Source organism: Streptococcus infantis, from assembly GCF_047464215.1.
GTDB lineage: Bacteria > Bacillota > Bacilli > Lactobacillales > Streptococcaceae > Streptococcus > Streptococcus infantis_P.
Genome location: NZ_JASHCG010000009.1, coordinates 46546 through 70014 on the forward strand (window position 1 = coordinate 46546; position 23469 = coordinate 70014).

Consider the following 23469-nt stretch of genomic DNA (forward strand, 5'->3'; position numbering starts at 1 on the left):
AATAAGAAATCAAGAAAAAAGTCCCTTCAAAGAAGAGACCGATATTTATTTAAACTTAAAACCTTCATAGATGAGTTCTGCTTTTGGATGTTTTTCTTTAATGCTTTTAGAGATGGCTTCCATCATGACTAAAGGTCCACACATATAAATGCTTGTTTGATCTGGAATATCCTCATTTTCAAAGTTTAAGTAGCCATCTTGGGTGATGTCTATCAAGCGAAGGTCAAAGTTGGGATTTTCCTCAGCATAGGCATGAAGTAGATTGAGATAGACTGCATTTTCCTTACCACGATAACTATAGTAGAATCGAACGCTCTTAGTCAGAAAAGGATTTTCTCGGATATACGAGATAAAGGGAGTAATTCCAATACCTCCAGCGATCCAAATTTGCTGATCTTGTCCTTGTTCTAATAACATATGTCCATAAGCTCTGTCAACTGTCACTTTACTACCAACTTTTAAATTTTCATAGATATTTTTGGTATGGTCACCTGAGTTTTTAATTGTAAAATAAAGTGTTTTTCCACTTCCACCAGAAATAGAGAAGGGATGGGGAGCTTGTTCAAAACCTTCTTGAAAAATCTTAAGAAAGGCAAATTGTCCGTACTTATACTGGAAAGGTTTGCTAAGCTTAATTTCAAGCTCAGTTGTATCATGGTTGAGGTGCTTGATACCAATAATTTTACCTGGATAAGTAAAACTAATTTGTTGATAAAGGAAAATGATGTAAAATCCAGCGATCAAACCAAGAATTGCATAGATTCCAACCAGAAAACTGAGGAGACTGAGACTGAAGAGTCGTTGACTCATCATCATGTATACGTGAAGAAGTCCAAAGATATAGGCTAAATACACGACACGATGAATCCATCTCCAAGCTTCGTATTGGAGATATTGACCAAGGTAGGCAACTAAAACAATACTGATAAATATATAGATACCAATATTTCCTAATTGAGCTGCGAGCCGAGAACCCCATAATCCTCCCATACTAAAGTTATGAAATAAAAGGAGTAGGATGGATAAGAATGCTGTAAACTTATGAGCAGAATACATATTTTCAAGTCCATTAAACCACTCTTCTAACAAGGGTAAACGTGTTGCAAGGATAAAGGTCAGTGAAAGTGTGGTTAAAGCTAAGCCAGGAATCAGGAACTGTGGACTCCCAGAACTCAGCCAGCCCAGGATAGTCACCAGCATGCTAGCTACAATAAATAAAATGCCTTTTATTGATTTCATATAAAAATTCCTTTCAAAGAGAACTATTTTGATATGTTGTAACAAAATATGTTACATTTTATCAAAAAAAGAGAAACTCGTCAAGAAAGAGATTGAAGAGTATAAAAATAGAAGCCGAGATAAAAATCCCGACCTCGATTTTGATTAGCAACGAGCTTTTGAAAATGAATTAAAAATGATTCTTCCAGGCTTGAAAACGAGCATCCAGTAGGAGTTGTGTCAGATTTTTTAAGATTTCAACTTGTTCAGGTTCCAGTGTCTGGGCTTGAGAAACAAGTTGTCGAACATGGTCAATAGCATTTTTAGAAGACAGTTCATTAATGGAGCTAATTCCAGATTCTAGAATGGTACCAAAGAAGAGATCGAAGTAGAGCTCCAGTTTCTCATCGGGAACACTATCCACCCATTCTTTGAGAGTGTCTTTAATTTGGAGACTCTCACTGCTGATTTCTTCTAGTTGGACAAAGTGATTATCCTCAGTTTGCCAACTAAAGGTGCTGTGTTGGGCGATTCCTCCGAGAGCCGTAGATTTGACGACAATAGGAGTATCAGGAACTTCCAGCATCATGCCAATGACAGAACCTTGTGGGACGAAACGGTGAATTTTTGGAATAACATCTTGATAACCAGTCGTTTCTGTCAGATGAGCCTGCAAACCAGGAGCGTCATAGGTATAAACTGCTGATATCTTTTCCTGCAAATCAGGCTGGATTTGACTAGCAGCAAAGACGGCTAGATTCCCACCCTTAGAATGCCCAGCAAGAAGTACTTTTTGTTTTGGATATTGTTTAAAGAAATCTTCCAAGTATTCAAGAGCATGCTTTTGGGCAGGGATTTCCTTCATATAGGTCAAATGGAAATCTTCCTTCCAGCCAATAATACTGTCGTCTGTGCCACGAAAGACAATGAGATAAGTATCTAGGTTCAGACGATAGGTCATAGCAGCGAACTGTTTCTGTTGCTCAGTGTCAATCTCGTTAACAAAGTTTGATAGCTTGCAATTTTTAAAACGTTTGTGTTGGGCAAGCTGGTCTAAAAGTTGCAGACGTTCTTTATTGGTCAACATGGTACTTTCTCGAGGGACACGTATTGCGACATCGCTTAAACGATTGACTGGCTGGTCCAATAGGTTATCAAAAGGAAGATAAGTCAGCTCTGTCAAAGCAAGTACATCCAGTTCATTTAAGGGAAGATCATAAAAAGAATCGTATTGAACATCAGTTAGATAGTCAAAAATATTGGCCATGAGAATTCCTTTCTTAACTTTTATCATATCAGATTTGCATCAATTTCGCTAGTAGTCAGAAGAATTTTGCTATAATATAAAAAAAGGAGGAGCAGATGCATAAGATTTTACTAGTAGAAGATGATCCAGTAATCCGTCAACAAGTTGGGAAAATGCTCTCCGAATGGGGTTTTGAAGTAGTCATGGTAGAAGACTTTATGGAAGTTCTGACGCTATTTGTTCAGTCTGAGCCTCATCTGGTTCTCATGGATATCGGCTTGCCTCTCTTTAATGGTTATCATTGGTGTCAGGAAATTCGCAAGATTTCCAAAGTTCCTATTATGTTTCTGTCTTCAAGAGACCAGGCTATGGACATCGTGATGGCTATTAATATGGGAGCAGACGATTTTGTGACCAAGCCTTTTGACCAGCAGGTCCTTTTAGCCAAGGTACAAGGGTTATTGCGTCGTTCCTATGAATTTGGACGGGACGAGAGTCTTCTAGAGTATGCAGGAGTTATCCTCAATACCAAGTCTATGGATGTGCATGTCAATGGAAAAGTTATCAATCTAACCAAGAATGAATTTCAGATTTTACGTGTCTTATTTGAACATGCAGGCAATATCGTGGCGCGTGATGATTTGATGCGAGAACTTTGGAGCAGTGACTTTTTTATCGATGATAATACCTTGTCCGTTAATGTCGCTCGTTTGCGCAAGAAACTAGAGGAAGAAGGTTTGATTGGTTTTATCGAAACCAAGAAAGGAATAGGGTACGGATTGAAACATGGTTGAACTCAAAAGTTTTTTTCTAGCTTATATCCGTTCGCGTAGTCGTTTTTTCGCTTTTATTTTGTTATTGACGGGTCTGATCTTTCTTTTTGATGTCCTATTTGTTAGTCAAGGACCTTACTTTAACTATTTTTTCCTTCTATCATCAGTTTTTTCCTTTATATTCTTGATATGGGATTTTTGGATGGAATTGCAACGTTATCGTAAGGAATTGCTCTATGGCGAAAGAGAAGCTAAGTCACCAATGGAAGTCCTTCTAACTGAAAAATTAGAGAAAAGCGAAGCTGAGCTCTACCAAAAGAAATCAGATGCTGAAAACCGCTACAATGATTTAGTAGACTACTATACTCTCTGGGTTCATCAGATAAAGACACCGATTGCGGCCAGTAAACTCCTAGTGAGCGAGGTGGCGGATCGTCAACTGAAACAACAGTTGGAACAGGAAGTTTTTAAGATTGATTCCTATACCAACCTCGTTCTCCAATATCTACGCTTGGAAAGCTTCCATGATGATTTGGTGTTGAAGAAAGAAAATATAGAAGACTTGGTTAAGGAAGTCATTCGCAAATATGCCCTTTTCTTTATTCAGAAAGGTATTAGTATCAATCTGCATGACTTGGATAGAAGCATTGTTACAGACAAGAAATGGCTGTTAGTAGTCCTTGAACAAATCCTTTCAAATAGCCTCAAGTACACAAATGAAGGTGGAGTTGAAATTTACATGGAAGGTCAGGAACTTTGCATCAAAGATACAGGGATTGGCATCAAAAATAGTGATCGATTGCGAGTCTTTGAACGCGGATTTTCAGGCTATAATGGTCGAATGACCCAGCAGTCGTCTGGACTTGGGCTCTATCTAACCCAGAAAATCAGCCAAGAATTAGGACATCAGATTCAAATAGAATCCGAGCTTGGGCAAGGAACAACTGTGAGGATTAAGTTCTCTGAAGTGAATTTACTGATTGAATGAAAAGAATTGTGAAGAGCTTGGAAGAAACCTTTCAAGCTCTTCTTTAGACCTTGATATGGTGAGAAAAACGGCTTCAATTAGATAAAAAATGTAATCTTACAAAAATGTAAGATTAAAGGCCTCTTTTGTAAGGTTATGTTATGGCAAGCCATCTTTTTTTGGAGTAAACTTAGAGCATAAAGAAAAAGGAGAGAAACCATGAAAACAATTTTACAAAAGAAACAAACAAGTAAGCCGAGTCCAAAGGATATCGAGCGAGTTCAGCTTGGCATCGAAATGATGCAAGCTCAGTTTCAATTAATGGGATATTAAAAAGGAGAAGTTAAAATGACACTATTAAATGTAAAACACGTTCAAAAGATTTATAAAACTCGCTTTCAAGGCAACCAAGTAGAAGCCCTGAAAGATATTCACTTTACCGTTGAAAAAGGCGACTACGTTGCTATCATGGGTGAGTCTGGTTCTGGTAAATCAACCCTACTCAATATTCTTGCTATGCTTGACAAGCCAACGCGTGGGCAGGTCTTCCTAAACGGAACTGACACAGCTACCATTAAAAATTCTGAAGCATCAAGCTTCCGTCGTGAAAAATTAGGCTTTGTCTTCCAAGACTTCAATTTGTTAGATACGCTTTCTGTTAAAGACAATATCTTACTCCCTTTGGTATTGTCTAGAAAACCTATTACAGAAATGATGAAAAAATTGGTCGTGACGGCCGAAAATCTTGGCATCAATCAATTGCAGGAGAAGTACCCTTATGAAATCTCTGGAGGGCAAAAACAACGGGTTGCAGTTGCACGGGCTATCATCACAGAACCAGAAATTCTCCTCGCTGATGAGCCAACAGGAGCCCTAGACTCTAAGTCATCTGCAGCACTGCTAGATGTCTTCGATGAGATTAACGAGCGAGGTCAAACCATTCTCATGGTAACCCACTCAACAGCTGCAGCCAGCCGTGCTAAACGTGTCATTTTCATCAAGGACGGCATTCTCTACAATCAAATCTACCGTGGTGAAAAAACTGAACGTCAGATGTTCCAAGAAATCTCTGACACCTTGACTGTTATGGCAAGTGAGGTGAACTAATATGTTTCGACTAACCAATAAGTTGGCCATCTCCAACTTAATCAAAAACCGCAAACTCTATTACCCTTTTGCACTAGCAGTTCTCCTTGCAGTTACTATCAGCTATCTATTTTATTCATTAACTTTTAATCCTAAAATGGTAGAAATGCGGGGTGGATCTTCTATTCAATTTACCCTTCAACTAGGTCTGATCGTAGTGACACTTGCATCTGCCATTATCGTACTTTATGCCAATAGTTTTGTCATGAAAAATCGTTCCAAAGAACTGGGTATATATGGCATGTTGGGCTTAGAAAAACGCCATTTGATTGGTATGACCTTTAAGGAACTCTTGATATTTGGGCTAGTAACAGTCACTGCAGGGATTGGAATTGGTGCCCTCTTTGATAATCTGATTTTCGCTTTATTGCTCAAACTTTCAAAGATGAAAGTGGAGTTAGTAGCCACATTCCAATGGTCCGTAGTCCTTTCCATCCTTCTGGTATTTGGTTTTATCTTTTTAGTCATTGTCATCCTAAATGCTATCCGCATTATCCGTATGGATGCTCTCCAACTATCTCGTGAGAAAGCAAAAGGTGAGAAGAAGGGGCGTTTCCTAGTGTTTCAGACAATCTTGGGACTACTCTCTTTAGGTAGTGGCTATTATCTAGCTCAAAGCGTAACAAATGCTCTATTAGCTATTTCTACCTTCTTTTTAGCTGTAATACTGGTCATTTTAGGAACCTATCTCTTGTTCAATGCTGGGATTACAGTTTTCTTGAAAATGCTCAAGAAAAACAAGAAATATTACTACAAACCTAATAATCTCATCTCTGTTTCTAACCTCATTTTCCGTATGAAGAAAAATGCGGTTGGTTTAGCGACTATTGCCATCCTTTCCACCATGGTTTTGGTCACCATGTCGGCAGCAACCAGTATCTACAATGGTTCTGAAAATATTAAAAAACTCCTGTATCCTCACGATATGTCAATTTCAGGACAAAATGTAGAAGTTGAGGATTTAGACCAACTTTTAACTCAGTATGCCAAGGAAAAGAACCTAACAATCAGCACTAAGGATGTTCTTAGCTATGCAAGTTTCGGCCTTTCTAGTCAAGATGGTACCAAATTAACCACCTTTGCAAAAGGTCAAAATAGTGTTATGCCCAAGACAGTTTTCCTAGTCTTTGATCAAAAGGATTATGAAAAAATGACTGGACAAAAGCTGAACCTTACGAATAATGAGGTGGGACTATTCGCTAAGAACGATGGCCTTAAAGGTCAAAAAGCATTCAGTCTGAACAATCAGAACTATACGATCAAGCAAGAAATCCAGCAAGATTTCCTCAGAGACCATGTTGCTAACCAGTATGTACTTTTGATCTCAGATTATAACTACCTTGTTGTCTCAAATTTGCAGGACTTTTTAGATAAATACCAGGATTCTGCTATATACACTCAGCTATATGGTGGAATGGATGTGACAGCAAGTAAAGAGGAACAGTTAAAGCTATCTGATGATTTCGATGCGTATGTGAATAATTTCAGTCACAATCTCAAGAACGAGGATGGTATGGTTTACGGTGCAAACATTGCGAGTGAGTCAACTGTCGAAATGAACGCTCTCTTTGGTGGAGTCCTCTTTATCGGTATTTTTCTCTCTATCATCTTTATGGTTGGTACTGTACTCGTTATCTACTATAAACAAATTTCAGAAGGTTATGAAGACCGTGAACGCTTTGTCATTCTGCAAAAGGTTGGTTTGGATCAAAAACAAATCAAGCAAACCATTAACAAGCAGGTCTTGACTGTTTTCTTCCTACCTCTGGCCTTTGCCTTCCTTCATCTGGCTTTTGCTTATCACATGTTGAGCCTGATTCTCAAGGTCGTTGGTGTTGTTGATTCAGCCATGATGTTAAGTGTAACCCTTTCTATCTGTGGTATCTTTGCTTTAGTCTATGTCCTAATCTTTATGATTACTTCAAGAAGTTATCGCAAGATTGTTCAAATATAAAAATAAAGGATATAATGTAAAGTCAGAAAGTTATTTTGACGGAGGAATCCTAGATTATATTGGATACTCTATCTTAGTAGCTATAATTTGCGGGTTTACCTTGGGGATCGCAATACCTTGACCGATTTGCATGATGCAAAATTGGAAAACCAAACACACTCATCATGTTTAAACATTAAAACGTTATCTTCTTTCAGAGGAGATAACGTTTTTTTCTTTTTCGGATAAGGAAACAAAAATTTCTACCTTTCACTATCTTTCAAATTGATTGAGTTCTTCAGAGAAAGATTGTAAAATTTTTGATATAATATGCAGGATGGACTGATGGATATTTAAAGGATAATTTTCAAAAGAATGACAGGTGAGAATTAAAAATATGTAAGATTGGACAGAAGTTTCTCTGCCATCGTCTTTGCAGAAACAAGATTATATGAAATAAAAGGAGTAACCAATGACCGGAAACTATTCAACACGTGAATACCGTGAGAAATTATATGATGACCTTCATGTTCGATTAAGAGATACAGTGATTTTGATGTGTGCGATTTTTATTGCCTCTATAGGTCTAAATATGAATTCAACAGCTGTCATTATTGGAGCCATGCTGATTTCCCCTCTTATGACACCGATTGTTGGACTGGGATTCGGTTTAGCTATTTTTGATACGCGTTTAATCAAGCAATCTCTAGAGGTTTTATTTACTCAAGTATTAGTCAGTTTGCTTGTCTCGACTCTGTATTTCTGGATTTCTCCCTTATCTTATGCAAGTAGCGAGTTGATTGCACGAACATCTCCAACCATTTGGGATGTTCTCATTGCTATTGCTGGTGGGATTGCAGGTGTAATTGGTTCAAGGAAAAAAGAAGCAAACAATATTGTGCCTGGAGTAGCCATTGCAACAGCTCTAATGCCACCTATCTGTACTGCAGGATATGGCTTAGCTAATGGAAATGTACGATTTTTATTTGGAGCTCTCTATCTTTTCTTGATCAACTGTGTCTTTATCATGCTAACCAATATTGTTGGAACAAGAATTTTAATGAGAAAATCTCCTTTAAGTTCATTTAAAGAGCTAAACATTAAAATGAGAATTGGGTTGATATCCTTAATTGTATTATTGGTTCTTCCAGCCAGCTATTCAGCAGTCACTCTGACGATAGATCAAGCGCGAAAAGAAGGGATCAAACAGTTTGTAGGCAAAGAGTTCGCCAATCATACGATCATTAATAAAGTCTACAAGTCAAGTAGCAATGAATTGGTCTTGACAGTTGTTGGAGATCCGATTTCAGAAGAAGAATTAGAAACAATTCGCCAAAAACAAGCCTCTTACGGTATTCAATCTGTTCAATTGAAAGTCAATCAAGTCCATAATTCGACAAAATTAGATAGTGAGTTGACCAAGGAATTTTATGAAACCATTAATAAGTATATCGATCAAAAACTCTCTGAAAAAGATTCACAAAAAGATCTCGTAAAAGAAAATGAAGCAGACAAGGATTGAGGATATTGACCTTTTCTAACTCGAGGAAGCAAATCTTGTGTGGTGGTTTGACCAATCACTACTAGCTCGGATTAAATAAAGAAGCAACAACGTTTTCAGTTGTTGCTTCTTTATTTAGCTGGAATTTTTATCCCAGGTTTTATCGTTTATTTTTCAACTCGTGATTTGTTAGCGATGTCTGTAAGAATCAATTCTACAAATGCATCTACCGGCATAGTTTCAGTTTCTTTTTGACCATAACGGCGAACGTTTACAGCCTTCTCTTCCATTTCCTTGTCTCCAACGATTAATTGGTAAGGAATCTTTTGAGTTTGAGACGCACGAATCTTGAACTGCATTTTTTCATTGCGCTCATCCACGTCTGCACGGACACCACGGTCACGAAGTTTCTTCGCTACCTCCCAAGCGTAGTCAACGTGTTTCTCGTTAGATACTGGGATGAGGGTTACTTGGTGTGGTGCAAGCCATGTTGGGAAGGCACCCTTGTAGTTCTCAATCAAGATAGCTGTGAAGCGTTCCATCGTTGAGATAACCCCACGGTGGATCATAACTGGGCGATGTTCTTCACCATCAGCTCCGATATATTTAAGGTCGAAGCGTTCTGGGAGCAAGAAGTCAAGCTGGATTGTAGAAAGAGTTTCTTCTTTACCAAGAGCTGTCTTCACTTGGATATCCAATTTTGGTCCGTAGAAGGCTGCTTCCCCTTCAGCTTCAAAGTAGTCAAGTCCCATGTCATCCATAGCTGATTTCAACATACGTTGAGCATTTTCCCACATTTCATCATTATCAAAATATTTGTGAGTATCTTGAGGATCACGATATGATAAACGGAAACGATAGTCAGTCAAGTTGAAATCTTCGTAAACATCTATAATCAATTGAAGCGTACGTTGGAACTCATCTTTAATTTGTTCAGGTGTTACGAAAGTGTGACCGTCATTAAGTGACATTTCACGTACACGTTGAAGCCCTGTGAGAGCACCAGATTTTTCATAGCGGTGCATCATACCGATTTCAGCAATACGGATTGGCAATTCACGGTAAGAGTGAACGTGGTGTTTAAAGACTTCGATATGGTGAGGACAGTTCATTGGACGAAGAACGAATTCTTCCCCATCACCCATATCCATAGTTGGGAACATATCTTCACGGTAGTGATCCCAGTGACCAGAAGTCTTGTAAAGTTCTACTGAGGCAATTGGTGGAGTGTAGACGTGTTGGTAACCAGCAGCGATTTCCTTGTCGACGATGTAGCGCTCCAATTCACGACGGATAGTAGCCCCATTTGGCAACCAGAATGGAAGCCCTTGACCAACCTCTTGAGAAATCATGAAGAGATCAAGCTCTTTACCAAGTTTACGGTGGTCACGTTCTTTGGCTTCTTCACGCATTTGAAGGTAGTTTTTCAAGTCTTTCTTGTCGAACCAAGCTGTACCGTAAATACGTTGCATCATAGCATTGTCGCTATTTCCACGCCAGTAGGCACCAGCTACATGGAGAAGGTGGAAGATTTGGATGCGGCCTGTTGATGGGACGTGTGGGCCACGGCAAAGGTCCACGTATTCACCTTGACGGTAGATGGTCAAGCCACCCTCGTCTTCTGAGTGCTCCTCAATCAATTCCAATTTATATGGGTCGTTCTTGAAGATTTCACGCGCCTCGTCTTTAGTCACTTCCTCACGAATAGATGGGAAGTTTTCTTTAACGATTTTTTGCATTTCTTCTTCGATACGAGGAAGATCTTCGTTAGAGATTTGACCAGCTTGGTTATCAGTATCGTAGTAGAAACCATCTTCGATAGCTGGACCAACCCCCAAGTGAATGTCTGGGAAAAGGCGACGAGCGGCTTGTGCAAACAAGTGTGCAGCTGAGTGACGCAAGATGTCAAGAGCGTCTTCGTGATCAGGTGTCACGATTTCGATGCTTCCGTCTTCAGTGATCGCACGAGTAGTGTCGATGAGTTTGCCGTTGAATTTAGCAGCAAGAGCTTTTTTAGCTAGAGAATTGCTGATGGATTGAGCAATTTCAAAAGTTGTAACGCCAGATTCGAATTCACGAACAGCGCCATCTGGGAAAGTAATTTGAATCATGATTTTCTCCTTATATTGGTTATCCATTATTTATAAAGCAGAGGTGTTTCCCTATTTTGCAGTCTTAAATCAAGAAAAACAAAAAGCGACATCCTAAAAAGGACGTCGCAACGTGGTTCCACCTTCATTTATGTTCCTCAAAAAAGAGGGACACCTCTGATTGGCTCTAACGTGGCCACCGTTTTATGTTTGCATAAAAGTCAGTAGAGTAGTATCAGTTTAGGCTTCCTATGCGTTCTCAGCAACCACGCACTCTCTGGTAGAAAGGGGCTAAGTGACTTGTCTCTATGCATTATTATAGCATGATTGTGAGATTTTTCAAGGATTTTGTGAAAGTTTTTTCCTTTTCAGTTTTTGCACTAGATTCTTAATAGCTACACCGACAGCCATACCCGCGAGGGCAAAGATTTCATAGGCTAGGAAGTAGAGAAGGATAAATTCTCCGAAAGTAATGATGGTAAAGCAAAAGAGCAAGCCAACTTCAATTAACCACCAAACTGAGAACTTGAAACGATAAGAGTAGAATAGTGATACTATGAAAGTCACCAGTGGAGAGAAGATAATAACGTTGCCGATGGTGAGCTCCTTCAAGATATAGTTTTCAGTAATAGTCCATAATAACAGCTCATAAAGTGGCCAATAAAAGAAAAATATGACCAGATAGTAGGGGAGATATTGCGAGAATTTACGCATGGTAATCACCTCTCTTTTCAAGATGTCAACTTAGATATCCTTCCTATAACTATTATAGCACTTTTGCGGTAAGAATAGTAAATCAGTTGACAAAGAACTTAGTTCTTGGTAGAATAAGAAATGTCGTAAAGACAAATAACTTCTTCTTGGTTACAGGCATGCCAACCTGTCACTCGGATGAAGCCAAATAAAAAGGAGAAACATCATGGCAATCTCAAAAGAGAAAAAAAATGAAATCATTGCACAATATGCACGTCACGAAGGTGATACAGGTTCAGTAGAGGTTCAAGTTGCTGTCCTTACATGGGAAATCAACCACCTTAACGAACACATCAAACAACACAAAAAAGACCACGCTACTTACCGTGGATTGATGAAGAAAATCGGTCGCCGTCGTAACTTGCTTGCATACTTGCGTAAAAACGACGTTAACCGTTACCGTGAGTTGATCAACTCTCTAGGACTTCGTCGCTAATCTTGCGTCTAAAACGTTTCTATACTTCGTTGGCTTCGCCTCGATGTACCATCAGTACAATCTTCGGCTTGCCGCCTAGTCTACAAACGTTTTATCCAGCAAGAATCAAGCTCTCTGACTTCAGAGGGCTTTTTATTTTTGTCACCTTACCTCGATATACTCAAGTATGTTCTTCGGTTACGGTTCCTAGCACTGTAAGGTAAAATAAACCAGAATGATCTCCCTTCGGGGAGATTTTTTGTTTCACTAACATTTTTGTACAATCTTCGGCTTGCCGTCTAGTCTATAAACGTTTTATCCAGTAAGAATCATGATGCTAAGGGAGTTAAAAATCCGTATGAAAATAGGGAAAGGACACAGTGTTCGATGAACACAATGAGTTTCATCTTTTTCACTAGGATTTTAGCCCGAGCTCAAATCGCTCTCTGTCTTCAGAGGGCTTTTTTGTGTGCTTTTTTCTAGTCTTGCTCATGATTTAGAAATGTGGTATACTGTTTATTAAAATTGTCAAAATTTTTAATCTTTGTTAAAGGAGGGGTTCATGCTTTCCAAATTTTATGGAAACCATCAAAACCTGAGATATTGTTTTTTACTAGCTATCCTGTTAGGAGCTTTGGGGATTTCTCTGTTTCTGGCAGTTTCTATGGGATCTGTTCAAATTAGCTTGGGTGATACCTATCGGATAATTTTGAATCAGTTAGGGGCTCCTTTTGAGATAGGAAACATTTCAAAGTCTACGCTTGCTATTGTTTGGAATATGAGATTGCCACGGGTTTTTCTTGCTTTGATTGTTGGTGCTGGCCTCTCCATGTGTGGCAGTGTTATGCAGTCAACAGTCAATAATCCAATAGCAGAGCCCTATGTATTAGGAATTTCAGCCGGGGCAACCTTTGGAGCAACTTTGAGTATTATTCTTGGATTTAAAGTTATGATTGGTCTAGGCTCTTTCCTAGGAGCGATTTTAGCAACACTTGCAGTCCTTCTGATTGCTTCCATGCAAGGCAGGATGACAACTTCCAGCCTGATTTTATCAGGAACGGTTGTGAATGCCCTATTTTTGGCTTTTTCAAACTTTATTATCTCTATTGGTGCCAATGCTGATAGCGTTATGACTATCAAGTTTTGGACCATGGGTTCTTTAGCGGGGACCTCATGGGCTCACTTAACTTTGCCAGCAGTAGTCGTGGGAATCGCCTTTTTATTTTTCTCTACACAATATCGTGTTTTCAATGCCATGATGATGGGAGATGAAGCTGCCTTGACATTGGGAATTCCTCTACGGTTTTACTGGTATCTTTATGTAACGATTGTAGCTGTGATGACAGCTATCTTGGTATCGACCTGTGGGATCATCGGTTTTGTCGGTTTGATAACACCTCATCTAGCCCGAAGTTTGGTTGGTACAAATTATAGAAGGCTTTTTCCAATTGCAACATTACTAGGCGCCCTCTTTGTCGTCTGGGCAGATGTCTTTGCTCGCGTTTTGATTCAAAATGCTGAACTACCGATTGGAATTTTCACAGCCCTAGTAGGTGCACCTTTCTTTATCTACATGGTTGGAAGTAGGCGAAGGGAGGTGAGAGTCTGATATGGACTTAATGTGTCAGGATCTTCACTTTGGAATCGGAGAGAAAAAAATTCTCAAAGGAGTCTCACTTAAACTTGAGGGCAACCAATTTCATACCGTTTTAGGACCAAATGGCAGTGGGAAGACTAGCTTGTTGAAACTCCTCTATCGACAGGAAAAGCCTGATCAGGGCTTGATTTCTCTAGATGGAAAGCCACTGGAACAATTGAGCGTCAAGGAAACGGCAAAGCAGATGGCAGTCGTCACACAGTTTAATCAGTTACAATTTGATTGTACGGTTGAGGAAATCGTCATGCTGGGCAGAACACCCCATCTCGCTTTCTTACAAAAGGAAAAAGAAAAAGACTTTGCCTTGGTTGAGGATGCTCTGGTCAAGGTAGATATGTTCGAAAAGAGAAATCGACTCTACTCTTCTCTGTCAGGAGGAGAGAAGCAGCGGGTTTTGTTGGCACGCGCCTTGGCCCAAGAACCGACTCTCCTGCTCTTAGACGAACCGACCAATCATTTGGATATCAAGTACCAGCTAGACTTGTTAACCATTGTCAAACATCTCAATATCAATGTACTAGCAGTATTACACGATATTCAGCTGGCTTGTCGTTATTCAGACTATCTCTATCTGATGAAAGAAGGAGAAATTGTTTACCAAGGGACTCCAAAAGAGACCATCACACCCGAGTCTTTGCAGGCTGTCTATGGCGTTCAAAGTAAGATTACTTGGACAGAAGATCAGCAAGCCATGATTCACTATTTATAAAAATTAAAAAGGAAAATAAAAACATGAAAAAAACACTTAGTATTTTACTTGTAACAGTAGCTACCTTATCTTTGGTAGCTTGTGGTAACGCATCTAAAGAAACATCATCTGCACCAGCTACAACAGAAGCTAGTCAAAAAGCTAATACAGAAACCAGCTACCCTGTAACTATCAAAACTTATGATGCTAAAGGAAATGAAGTCGAACAAGTCTTTGAAAAGGCTCCTGAAAAGGTCATCACTAACAATCTTTCAACAACTGAAATTCTACTTGAACTTGGTTTGAAGGATAAAATTGCCGGTATGCTCAATCCTGATAATGCCGTAACTGGTAAATACAAGGAAGCAATTGAAGCCATCCCTCATATTGGTGATAAAAAATCAGTCTCACAAGAAACAGTTCTTTCTTATGAACCAGATGCCTTGATGGGCCGCAACATGATGTTTTCTGAAAAGTCAATGGGAACCATTAGTGCTTGGAATGAAAATAAAATCCCTGTTTATACGCAAAAAGCTTCACTTTCAACTATCCAACAAGATTTAGGAAATATCGTAGAAGATGTGAAGAATCTTGGTACCATTTTCAATGTCCAAGACAAGGCGAATCAATACGCAGAACAATTACAAGCTAAAATCGATGTGGTTAAAAAAGCCAACCCAGAAACACAGGGTGAAAAGAAAAAAGCTCTGATTATGGTTGCTTATAACGACGAAACCTTTGGTGCTTACAAGTCAGCCCTACAAGAAAGTTTGCTCAACCAACTTGGTTATACTAATGTCGCAACAGGAACTTCTGGCTTGACCTTGGAAAATCTAGTATCAATGGATCCAGAGTTGATTATCTATGTAACTAGTGACCGCAATCAAAAGTTGGATGAAAAAGCAGTGGATTTGATGAAGGCAAATGCTGTTTTGGAAAATGTCCCAGCAATCAAGAACCAAAAAATCATGACCATCTCTTACGATGAGTTGATGGATTACGGTCCTGCAGTGATTGATTCCCTTGAAAAAATCAATGACTTTATCAAGAAATAAGGAGTTTAACTGGGAAGGGATTCAGGTAAGGGTCAGCCTTCCTTCAACCTATGACTCTAAACAAGCCTACCCAGTTGTACTTTTAAATGATGGACAATTGGACTATTTGTCAGACCTATCCCAATCTGTGATTTTGGTGGGCTTGATTCCAGAAAACCGTCTGGATGACTTTACACCCTGGCAGTCTAAGTCTTTGAAAGAAGGGGCCCCAGATTTTGGTGGGAAGGTAGATGCATACCATCAGAAGCTCTTTCAAGAGATTCTAGCAACTCTGCAAAAGGACTACTTGATTGATGAAAGTCGGATTGCCTATGGTGGCTATTCACTGGGGGGGCTTGCTGCTGTCTATAGTCTCTATAGTAGTCATCTACCTGTGACCTGTATCTTTTCTATCTGTGGTTCCTTCTGGTATCCTGATTTTACAGAATTTTGCAGGGAACATGACCTGATACAGAGTCAAAGTCTGATTTATCTGCAAAATGGTCTGACAGAAGGTTCCAATCATTCCAACCGCCTGTCTAAGGCTCCTATTTTTGCAAGGGAAGTACATGATTTGATATCAGAGAAAGTTCCCTCAACATATTCCACCTTTGATGCTTATGGGCATCATGAAGCTCTTGAGCAACGCTATCATCATTTTTGTGATTGGCTGAGAGAAGAGTGGAAGCTTACGTGAAAATCTAATACTCTTTGTTTAGGATGGACAGAGAGTATTTTTCTTGTCTTTATTCGGGCAGATTTTGAATTTACTGAAATTTCCGTGGGTTTATCTAAATCGAAAGTTTAACTGTAATGCATCAAAATGTGGTATAATGAGTAGATAGAATCGAGGATATTATGTCATTTACGAAATTTAAATTTAAAAAATATATAGAAGAAGCTTTGGAGGAGTTGAAGTTTACGACTCCTACTGAGGTTCAGGATAAGTTGATTCCTATTGTCTTGGCTGGTCGAGACTTGGTTGGTGAATCAAAAACAGGTTCAGGAAAGACTCATACTTTCTTGCTTCCAATTTTCCAACAGTTGGATGAAGAAAGCGACAGTGTGCAAGCCGTTATCACAGCTCCAAGTCGTGAGTTGGCGACTCAGATTTACCAGGCAGCCCGCCAGATTGCAGGGCACTCAGAAATTGAAATTCGTGTTGTCAACTACGTTGGTGGTACGGACAAGGCACGTCAGATTGACAAACTGGCAAGCAACCAGCCCCATATCGTCATTGGAACACCAGGTCGTATCTATGATTTGGTAAAATCGGGTGATTTGGCTATCCACAAGGCTAAGACCTTTGTAGTCGATGAAGCTGATATGACCTTGGATATGGGATTCTTGGAAACAGTTGATAAGATTGCAGGAAGTCTTCCGAAAGACTTACAGTTTATGGTCTTTTCAGCGACTATCCCACAAAAACTGCAACCATTCTTGAAAAAATACTTGTCTAATCCAGTTATGGAAAAAATCAAGACCAAAACAGTTATTTCTGACACGATTGACAACTGGTTGATTTCGACCAAGGGTCGTGATAAGAATGCCCAGATTTATGAATTGACTCAAGTCATGCAACCATATCTTGCCATGATTTTTGTCAATACTAAGACACGTGCAGATGAATTGCATACATACTTAACAGCCCAAGGCTTAAAGGTGGCTAAGATTCATGGAGATATTGCTCCTCGTGAACGTAAACGGATCATGAATCAGGTGAAGAACCTTGATTTTGAGTACATCGTTGCGACTGACTTGGCTGCGCGTGGGATTGACATTGAGGGAGTCAGCCACGTTATCAATGATGCTATTCCACAAGACTTGTCCTTCTTTGTCCACCGTGTTGGACGAACTGGACGTAATGGTCTACCTGGTACAGCCATTACCCTTTACCAACCAAGCGATGATTCTGATATTCGTGAGTTGGAGAAACTAGGGATCAAGTTTGTACCTAAGGTGGTCAAAGACGGAGAATTCCAAGATACCTATGACCGTGATCGCCGTGCCAATCGTGAGAAGAAACAGGAAAAACTGGACATCGAAATGATTGGCTTGGTTAAAAAGAAAAAGAAAAAAGTCAAACCAGGATATAAGAAAAAAATCCAGTGGGCGGTCGATGAAAAACGTCGTAAAGCCAAGCGAGCAGAAGGTCGTGCCCGCGGACGTGCAGAGCGAAAAGCTAAGCGTCAGACATTTTAAAAATGAAACAGTAGGACCAAGTGGTTTTACTGTTTTTTTGAGCAATGAAAAGGATATTCCTTAACATTAAGATTAGTTCTGTGAGATTGAGTGTGATAATACTTCCTACTGTAGTTCAGGCTTGTTCGATAATAGCAGAGTAGTGAGAAGAATGGTATAAAGAACAATTAAGAAAGTACCTAAATTGTTAAAAGTTCTTAAGGGCAGAAGAAGATTAAGATTTTTAGTTGTTAAAATGTTGTCAAAGTAAAATAAAAAGCCTAAGAAACATTGGTTTCTAGGGCTTTTTTAAGTTTGTTAATTCTACTCCCACTCAACAGTTGCAGGTGGTTTACTTGTAATATCGTAGACGATGCGGTTAACGTGGTCAACTTCATTTACGATACGTACTGAGATTTTTTGAAGAACTTCCCATGGAATCTTAGCGAAGTCAGCTGTCATTCCGTCGATAGAAGTGATAGCACGGATAGCGATGGTATAGTCATAAGTACGACCGTCACCCATAACACCTACTGAACGAACTCCAGTGTTAACAGTGAAGTATTGCCAAATGTCGCGGTCAAGACCAGCTTTAGCGATTTCTTCACGAAGGATAGCGTCTGATTCGCGGACTGTTTCAAGTTTTTCTTCAGTGATTTCACCCATGACACGGATAGCAAGACCTGGTCCTGGGAATGGTTGGCGCCACACGATGTGGTCTGGCATACCAAGTTCAGTACCAAGGGCACGAACCTCATCCTTGTAAAGAGTGTTGAGTGGTTCGATGAGTTCAAACTGCATGTCTTCTGGAAGTCCACCAACGTTGTGGTGAGATTTAATAGTTTGAGCAGTATCAGTACCTGACTCGATAACGTCTGTATAAAGAGTACCTTGCGCAAGGAATTTCACATCTTTCAGTTTGCTTGCTTCATCATCAAAGACATAGACAAATTCATTACCGATAATCTTACGTTTTTGTTCAGGATCAGAAACACCTGCCAATTTATCCAAGAAACGTTTGGCAGCGTCTGCTTTGACAATGTTCAAACCAAACTTACCACCAAGCATATCCATAACTTGGTCAGCTTCCCCTTTACGAAGAAGACCGTGGTCTACAAAGATACAGATCAATTGATCTCCAATTGCTTTTTGGAGAAGAACCCCAACAACAGAAGAGTCAACACCACCAGAAAGTCCGAGGAGAACACGTTTGTCTCCAACTTTTTCACGGATTTGTTTGATTTGCATCTCGATGAAGTTATCCATAGTCCAATCGCCTTTGGCACCACAGATATTGAGAGCGAAGTTACGAAGGATATCATAACCGTGAACTGAGTGACGAACCTCTGGGTGGAATTGGATACCGTAGATTTTCTTATCTGGATTTTCGATTGATGCATAAGGACAGTCAGCTGATGTACCAGTACGAATGAAATCAGCAGGAATTTCAGTAACAGCATCCCCGTGGCTCATCAAGACCAATTGTTTGTCTGGAGTACCGGCAAAAAGAGCAGACTCAGTGTGAGTAAGAGTGGATTGTCCATATTCACGGTTACCCGCGTCACCTGCAGGAACAACCTTTCCTCCAAGCTTGTGAGTCAAAAGCTGCATACCGTAGCAGATTCCTAAAATTGGAATTCCAAGTTCAAAAATCTCTGGATCAATATCAAATGATCCTTCTTCGTAAACAGAGTTTGGACCACCTGAAAGTACAATCCCGATAGGATTGATAGCGCGGACTTCGTCAGCCGAAATCTTGTGACTTTTTAGTTCTGAAAAGACACCAATCTCACGGATACGACGTGAGATAAGTTGGTTATACTGGCTACCATAGTCCAGTACGATGATCTTTTCGACATCTTGCAAATCAGTTGAAATGTTGGTCATCTTTTCCCTTTCTTAAAAGAAATATCTTCTTGAATATTCTATCATAAATGAATCGTAATTACCAACTAAACAAGTGATGTTTGACTTTTACATATGAGATACGGTACAATGGAAAAAATAAAGAAAAGAAGTGAGCAAGCATGTTACCAGCTTATATGAAAATTCACGACCAAATCAAAAAAGGTATTGATGAGGGAAATTGGAAAATTGGAGAGAGACTCCCAAGCGAGAGAGACTTAGCTGAGGAATTTGAGGTTAGCCGTATGACACTGCGTCAAGCTATCTCCCTTTTGGTCGAGGAAGGAGTTTTGGAGCGTCGTGTGGGGAGCGGGACCTTTGTTTCTAGTACTCGTGTTCAGGAAAGAATGCGTGGAACAACTAGTTTTACGGAGATTGTAAAAGCTCAGGGTAAAACACCATCGAGTCATCTGATTTCCTATCGTCGAACGATCCCTAATGAGCAAGAAGTTGAAAAATTAGGGATTAAGGCTACTGAAAATATTATCCGTATGGAACGTGTTCGCTATGCAGATAAGGTTCCGGTTGTCTATGAAGTAGCTTCTATTCCTGAGAAATTTATCAAGAATTTCAAGAAAGAAGAAGTAACCAAGCATTTCTTTCAAACCTTACAGAAACATGGTTATCGGATTGGTAAATCTCACCAGACTATTTATGCTCGCTTAGCCAAGGAAAAAATTGCTCATTATCTGGAAGTAGAAAAGGGGCATGCTATTTTAGGACTGACTCAGGTTTCTTACTTTGATGATGGTACGGCTTTCGAGTATGTAAAGAGCCAATACGTCGGAGAACGTTTTGAGTTTTATCTAGAAAATAATTAGTTTTTAAGAAATCTCTTGAAGTTAGGAATCCTATCCACTTTAAGAGTTTTTATTTTGTTAAGATTAGAAAACATTTTCCGATTAAGAAAAATAGTAATCATACGAGTATTTTTCAAAGATTCGTGTTATAATAGTTAGGTTATATGGTCCCGATAAGGTGGTAGTGAACATCGTTTATCGATTCTCTACCAGTACTTTGTAACTCTATAACGAATATTTTTTTAAGGGGGGACATTTTTATGTCAGAACGTAAATTATTCACGTCTGAATCTGTATCTGAGGGGCATCCAGATAAGATTGCAGACCAAATTTCAGATGCTATCTTGGATGCTATTTTAGAGCAAGATCCAGAAGCCCACGTTGCTGCTGAAACAGCTGTTTATACTGGTTCAGTTCATGTTTTTGGTGAAATTTCAACCAATGCCTATGTAGATATTAACCGTGTGGTACGTGATACGATTGCAGAGATTGGCTATACCAACACTGAGTATGGATTCTCAGCTGAAACAGTAGGAGTTCATCCATCATTGGTAGAGCAATCTCCAGATATCGCCCAAGGTGTTAATGAAGCCTTGGAAGTTCGTGGAAACGCAGATCAAGATCCACTTGATTTGATTGGAGCTGGAGACCAAGGTCTCATGTTTGGTTTTGCGGTTAATGAAACTGAAGAACTCATGCCATTGCCAATCTCACTCAGCCACAAGTTGGTTCGTCGTTTGGCAGAACTTCGTAAGTCTGGTGAAATTAGCTATCTTCGTCCAGATGCTAAATCACAAGTTACTGTTGAATATGATGAAAATGACCAGCCAGTACGCGTGGATACAGTCGTTATTTCAACTCAACACGATCCAGAAGTGAGCAACGACCAAATCCATGAAGATGTGATTAACAAGGTTATTAAAGAAGTGATTCCAGCTTCTTATCTTGACGACGAAACTAAATTCTTCATCAATCCAACAGGTCGTTTCGTTATCGGAGGACCTCAAGGAGACTCAGGTTTGACTGGTCGTAAGATCATCGTGGATACTTATGGTGGTTACTCACGTCACGGTGGTGGTGCCTTCTCTGGTAAGGATGCGACTAAGGTTGATCGTTCAGCTTCTTATGCAGCTCGCTACATTGCAAAAAACATAGTTGCTGCAGGTCTCGCTAAGAAAGCAGAAGTTCAATTGGCTTATGCCATTGGTGTAGCTCAACCTGTATCTGTTCGTATCGATACCTTCGGTACAGGAACAGTAGCGGAAAGCAAGCTTGAAAAAGCAGCGCGTCAAATCTTTGACCTTCGTCCAGCAGGGATTATTCAAATGCTAGATCTTAAACGTCCAATCTACCGTCAAACAGCGGCTTATGGACACATGGGACGTACAGATATTGACCTTCCATGGGAACGCTTGGATAAGGTAGAAGCCTTGAAAGAAGCAGTTAAATAAAGTAAAAAGGAGTTGATTTAAACTCCTTTTTAGTTATGATTTATTGAGCGATATTCTTCAAAAAAGCCCAGTTACCAATGGACTTAGTCCCGTACTCTAACTCCATAAAATCTAGCAATACATAATCATTCTTTTTATAGAATGGAACATTTTTTTCTGTACTGGTAATGAGCCCTAAGCGCTTGCAGCCCTTGGATTTGACATAAGGCTCGACTGCATCTCTAAGAAAAGCACTGCCCACTCCTTGCCCTTTAACGGATGGATTGACCGCAAGGAGCATCAAATACCAGTCAAAGCTATTTGATTTTTTCAAATGTTCTTCGGAACGGTCTACTAGATCAAGATACTTCAAAAAATTTCGTGGGCTAATGTAGCGAAACAGTTTTATGACACCATTTAGCAAGTAAGATAAGATAGAAAAATCATTTTGTTGTAATAAGGCGACAGCTAGGATTTCTCCGTCTTGTTCAGCTACTAAGCAGGTCTCTTCTTTGATATAGAGGCAAGTAAGGAGACTTTCCAAGAGTTCTAAGAAAGCAGGATAGTTTTCAGGTTTCTTGAGATCATCTATGATTAGAGTTAAGAATGGATAGTCAAAGAAGCTATCGGCTATTACTTTTCCAATTTTTTGGTATTCGTCTAGCCTTGCTTTCCTGTATACTATTTTCTCCATTGATGGGCTCCTTTTTTAATGTTAGTAAATTATAATAGTAAAATTAATTGTTTTGATGATCAAGTACCGAGTTTTTACAAAAATATTGCCAAATTTAGTAAGTGAAGGATTGTTAAAAAACTCTTTCTGTAACACTGAATCTGATTCTAGAAAATCGGATTAGACAGACAAAGAACACTCTAAAAAGTTAGAATTTTTAGAGTGTTGTCCAAATATTGCTAAGTTTTATTTTGTTGGGATTGAGATTTCAATCAATTTTTCAGAGTAGAGGGTCTTGATATTAGCTTCATCGATATTTTGCTTTTCGATCTTGCGATTCAAGAAAAATTCTTGGATTTTTTCTATTTCTTGTTCGCGAATAGCACGATGTTTATTGGAAATGAGGATTTCATAATGAAGCGGTGCCTGAGTAAAGATAACATCAGTATTGCCTGCAGAGTAGACTTCTACGAGTGTAGCGTCGGTACTCTCCAGTTGGCTTTTAACAAGGTTTGAGTGAGAATTAGTAGTGTTGATGAGCTTCATAGGCTTTCCTCCTGTGTTTCTATTTCTATTATAGCACTTTTTGGAAAAATTGGAAAAGTTAATTTAAACTTGATGCTGTTTTTTCCAAGCTTCAATTGCCCATTTATGACTGCCACGTTTTAAGTTAGCAATGGCTTCATCGATTGGGAACCAAGCTAGATGATTGAAGTCCTCCAAAGGTTTTTGGATTTCTTGATAAGAAGTAGCTTCGTAGAGATAGGCTGGATTGTAGTAGTAGGTATCGCGATGGCTGGAATAGAAATACTCATCTGCTTGTCCATAATAAGTGCCAATCTCAGCTGTAAAACCCAATTCTTCAATTAGTTCTCGTTTGAGAGCTTCAAAATGATCTTCGCCTGCTTCAATCTCGCCACCAGGCAAGAACCATGCACCATTTGGAGCTTGAACGAGGATAATCTTTTCATGTGCTGAGTCAGGGATGACTGCATAAACACCATATCTATTTTTGTAGGTTACACCCTCTTTTTTTTCTCCAAAGGTTGGATTCGTCAT

At 39.4% G+C, this 23469-nt stretch carries 21 protein-coding genes; 13 read left to right on the forward strand and 8 right to left on the reverse strand.

Going from position 1 to position 23469, the window contains the following annotated elements; genetic code table 11:
- Nucleotides 1–45: 45 nt before the first annotated feature.
- On the reverse strand, nt 46–1239 hold the full coding sequence (locus tag QM469_RS06615) for an oxidoreductase (protein ID WP_414276332.1): 1194 nt from the start codon (nt 1237–1239) through the stop codon (nt 46–48).
- A 169-nt stretch (nt 1240–1408) separates the two neighbouring features.
- Nucleotides 1409–2485, reverse strand: coding sequence for a DUF2974 domain-containing protein (locus tag QM469_RS06620; protein ID WP_414276354.1), 1077 nt, complete (start codon nt 2483–2485; stop codon nt 1409–1411).
- Between the two features lie 95 nt (nt 2486–2580).
- On the opposite strand from QM469_RS06620, the gene QM469_RS06625 reads away from it, so the two are divergent.
- The 5 genes from QM469_RS06625 (at nt 2581) to QM469_RS06645 (ending at nt 8805) form a co-directional block, all read left to right on the forward strand.
- Complete coding sequence (locus QM469_RS06625; protein ID WP_049495474.1) at nt 2581–3258, forward strand: response regulator transcription factor; 678 nt, start codon at nt 2581–2583, stop codon at nt 3256–3258.
- Nucleotides 3251–4225, forward strand: a complete 975-nt coding sequence (locus QM469_RS06630) for a sensor histidine kinase (RefSeq protein WP_414276333.1) — start codon at nt 3251–3253, stop codon at nt 4223–4225. Before QM469_RS06625 ends, QM469_RS06630 begins: the two co-directional genes overlap by 8 nt.
- Before the next feature lie 327 nt (nt 4226–4552).
- A complete protein-coding gene (locus tag QM469_RS06635) occupies nt 4553–5311 on the forward strand; it encodes an ABC transporter ATP-binding protein (RefSeq protein WP_248034542.1) in 759 nt (252 codons plus the stop codon).
- A gap of 1 nt (nt 5312) precedes the next feature.
- Complete coding sequence (locus QM469_RS06640; RefSeq protein WP_248034543.1) at nt 5313–7304, forward strand: ABC transporter permease; 1992 nt, start codon at nt 5313–5315, stop codon at nt 7302–7304.
- A gap of 451 nt (nt 7305–7755) precedes the next feature.
- Nucleotides 7756–8805: a DUF389 domain-containing protein gene (locus tag QM469_RS06645; RefSeq protein WP_414276334.1), complete on the forward strand. Its 1050-nt coding sequence runs from the start codon at nt 7756–7758 to the stop codon at nt 8803–8805.
- Between the two features lie 146 nt (nt 8806–8951).
- Here the strand turns inward: QM469_RS06645 and thrS are convergent, their stop codons facing one another.
- Both thrS and QM469_RS06655 read right to left on the reverse strand, forming a co-directional pair.
- Nucleotides 8952–10895: a threonine--tRNA ligase gene (gene thrS, locus QM469_RS06650; RefSeq protein WP_414276335.1), complete on the reverse strand. Its 1944-nt coding sequence runs from the start codon at nt 10893–10895 to the stop codon at nt 8952–8954.
- Between the two features lie 318 nt (nt 10896–11213).
- Complete coding sequence (locus QM469_RS06655) at nt 11214–11588, reverse strand: hypothetical protein (RefSeq protein WP_414276336.1); 375 nt, start codon at nt 11586–11588, stop codon at nt 11214–11216.
- A gap of 205 nt (nt 11589–11793) precedes the next feature.
- Between QM469_RS06655 and rpsO the strand changes: the two genes are divergently transcribed.
- The 6 genes from rpsO (at nt 11794) to QM469_RS06685 (ending at nt 17623) form a co-directional block, all read left to right on the forward strand.
- Nucleotides 11794–12063 carry a 30S ribosomal protein S15 gene (gene rpsO / locus QM469_RS06660; RefSeq protein ID WP_001018251.1) on the forward strand — a complete coding sequence of 90 codons (270 nt, stop codon included), beginning with the start codon at nt 11794–11796 and terminating at the stop codon, nt 12061–12063.
- Nucleotides 12064–12604: 541 nt separating this feature from the next.
- Complete coding sequence (locus QM469_RS06665) at nt 12605–13651, forward strand: FecCD family ABC transporter permease (RefSeq protein WP_414276337.1); 1047 nt, start codon at nt 12605–12607, stop codon at nt 13649–13651.
- 1 nt (nt 13652) lies between these two features.
- Nucleotides 13653–14408: an ABC transporter ATP-binding protein gene (locus QM469_RS06670; protein WP_414276338.1), complete on the forward strand. Its 756-nt coding sequence runs from the start codon at nt 13653–13655 to the stop codon at nt 14406–14408.
- A gap of 23 nt (nt 14409–14431) precedes the next feature.
- Nucleotides 14432–15442, forward strand: a complete 1011-nt coding sequence (locus tag QM469_RS06675; RefSeq protein ID WP_414276339.1) for an ABC transporter substrate-binding protein — start codon at nt 14432–14434, stop codon at nt 15440–15442.
- Entirely contained in the window at nt 15423–16118 is a 696-nt protein-coding gene (locus QM469_RS06680) for an alpha/beta hydrolase-fold protein (protein ID WP_281334634.1), read from the forward strand. The genes QM469_RS06675 and QM469_RS06680 overlap by 20 nt, the downstream gene beginning before the upstream one ends.
- Before the next feature lie 161 nt (nt 16119–16279).
- A complete protein-coding gene (locus QM469_RS06685; RefSeq protein ID WP_414276340.1) occupies nt 16280–17623 on the forward strand; it encodes a DEAD/DEAH box helicase in 1344 nt (447 codons plus the stop codon).
- 303 nt (nt 17624–17926) lie between these two features.
- On the opposite strand, the gene guaA is transcribed toward QM469_RS06685, so the two are convergent.
- A complete protein-coding gene (gene guaA / locus QM469_RS06690) occupies nt 17927–19489 on the reverse strand; it encodes a glutamine-hydrolyzing GMP synthase (RefSeq protein ID WP_414276341.1) in 1563 nt (520 codons plus the stop codon).
- Between the two features lie 140 nt (nt 19490–19629).
- On the opposite strand from guaA, the gene QM469_RS06695 reads away from it, so the two are divergent.
- Together QM469_RS06695 and metK are read left to right on the forward strand one after the other, a co-directional pair.
- Nucleotides 19630–20328: a GntR family transcriptional regulator gene (locus QM469_RS06695; protein ID WP_414276342.1), complete on the forward strand. Its 699-nt coding sequence runs from the start codon at nt 19630–19632 to the stop codon at nt 20326–20328.
- Between the two features lie 239 nt (nt 20329–20567).
- The gene (gene metK / locus QM469_RS06700; protein WP_414274080.1) at nt 20568–21758 is read left to right on the forward strand and encodes a methionine adenosyltransferase; all 1191 of its coding nucleotides are present in this window, start codon (nt 20568–20570) and stop codon (nt 21756–21758) included.
- Between the two features lie 40 nt (nt 21759–21798).
- On the opposite strand, the gene QM469_RS06705 is transcribed toward metK, so the two are convergent.
- From QM469_RS06705 to QM469_RS06715, 3 genes are all read right to left on the reverse strand, one after another.
- Nucleotides 21799–22431 (reverse strand): GNAT family N-acetyltransferase, encoded by a 633-nt coding sequence (locus QM469_RS06705; RefSeq protein WP_414276343.1) that lies wholly within the window; start codon nt 22429–22431, stop codon nt 21799–21801.
- Between the two features lie 225 nt (nt 22432–22656).
- Nucleotides 22657–22956, reverse strand: a complete 300-nt coding sequence (locus tag QM469_RS06710) for a DUF1827 family protein (protein WP_000767183.1) — start codon at nt 22954–22956, stop codon at nt 22657–22659.
- A 63-nt stretch (nt 22957–23019) separates the two neighbouring features.
- Nucleotides 23020–23469, reverse strand: coding sequence for an NUDIX hydrolase (locus QM469_RS06715; protein ID WP_075231556.1), 450 nt, complete (start codon nt 23467–23469; stop codon nt 23020–23022).

Coding starts and splice junctions, on each gene's coding strand:
- QM469_RS06615 (WP_414276332.1), bottom strand. CDS start 1,239: ATGAAATCAATAAAAGGCATTTTATTTATTGTAGCTAGCATGCTGGTG.
- QM469_RS06620 (WP_414276354.1), bottom strand. CDS start 2,485: ATGGCCAATATTTTTGACTATCTAACTGATGTTCAATACGATTCTTTT.
- QM469_RS06625 (WP_049495474.1), top strand. CDS start 2,581: ATGCATAAGATTTTACTAGTAGAAGATGATCCAGTAATCCGTCAACAA.
- QM469_RS06630 (WP_414276333.1), top strand. CDS start 3,251: ATGGTTGAACTCAAAAGTTTTTTTCTAGCTTATATCCGTTCGCGTAGT.
- QM469_RS06635 (WP_248034542.1), top strand. CDS start 4,553: ATGACACTATTAAATGTAAAACACGTTCAAAAGATTTATAAAACTCGC.
- QM469_RS06640 (WP_248034543.1), top strand. CDS start 5,313: ATGTTTCGACTAACCAATAAGTTGGCCATCTCCAACTTAATCAAAAAC.
- QM469_RS06645 (WP_414276334.1), top strand. CDS start 7,756: ATGACCGGAAACTATTCAACACGTGAATACCGTGAGAAATTATATGAT.
- thrS (WP_414276335.1), bottom strand. CDS start 10,895: ATGATTCAAATTACTTTCCCAGATGGCGCTGTTCGTGAATTCGAATCT.
- QM469_RS06655 (WP_414276336.1), bottom strand. CDS start 11,588: ATGCGTAAATTCTCGCAATATCTCCCCTACTATCTGGTCATATTTTTC.
- rpsO (WP_001018251.1), top strand. CDS start 11,794: ATGGCAATCTCAAAAGAGAAAAAAAATGAAATCATTGCACAATATGCA.
- QM469_RS06665 (WP_414276337.1), top strand. CDS start 12,605: ATGCTTTCCAAATTTTATGGAAACCATCAAAACCTGAGATATTGTTTT.
- QM469_RS06670 (WP_414276338.1), top strand. CDS start 13,653: ATGGACTTAATGTGTCAGGATCTTCACTTTGGAATCGGAGAGAAAAAA.
- QM469_RS06675 (WP_414276339.1), top strand. CDS start 14,432: ATGAAAAAAACACTTAGTATTTTACTTGTAACAGTAGCTACCTTATCT.
- QM469_RS06680 (WP_281334634.1), top strand. CDS start 15,423: ATGACTTTATCAAGAAATAAGGAGTTTAACTGGGAAGGGATTCAGGTA.
- QM469_RS06685 (WP_414276340.1), top strand. CDS start 16,280: ATGTCATTTACGAAATTTAAATTTAAAAAATATATAGAAGAAGCTTTG.
- guaA (WP_414276341.1), bottom strand. CDS start 19,489: ATGACCAACATTTCAACTGATTTGCAAGATGTCGAAAAGATCATCGTA.
- QM469_RS06695 (WP_414276342.1), top strand. CDS start 19,630: ATGTTACCAGCTTATATGAAAATTCACGACCAAATCAAAAAAGGTATT.
- metK (WP_414274080.1), top strand. CDS start 20,568: ATGTCAGAACGTAAATTATTCACGTCTGAATCTGTATCTGAGGGGCAT.
- QM469_RS06705 (WP_414276343.1), bottom strand. CDS start 22,431: ATGGAGAAAATAGTATACAGGAAAGCAAGGCTAGACGAATACCAAAAA.
- QM469_RS06710 (WP_000767183.1), bottom strand. CDS start 22,956: ATGAAGCTCATCAACACTACTAATTCTCACTCAAACCTTGTTAAAAGC.
- QM469_RS06715 (WP_075231556.1), bottom strand. CDS start 23,469: ATGACGAATCCAACCTTTGGAGAAAAAAAAGAGGGTGTAACCTACAAA.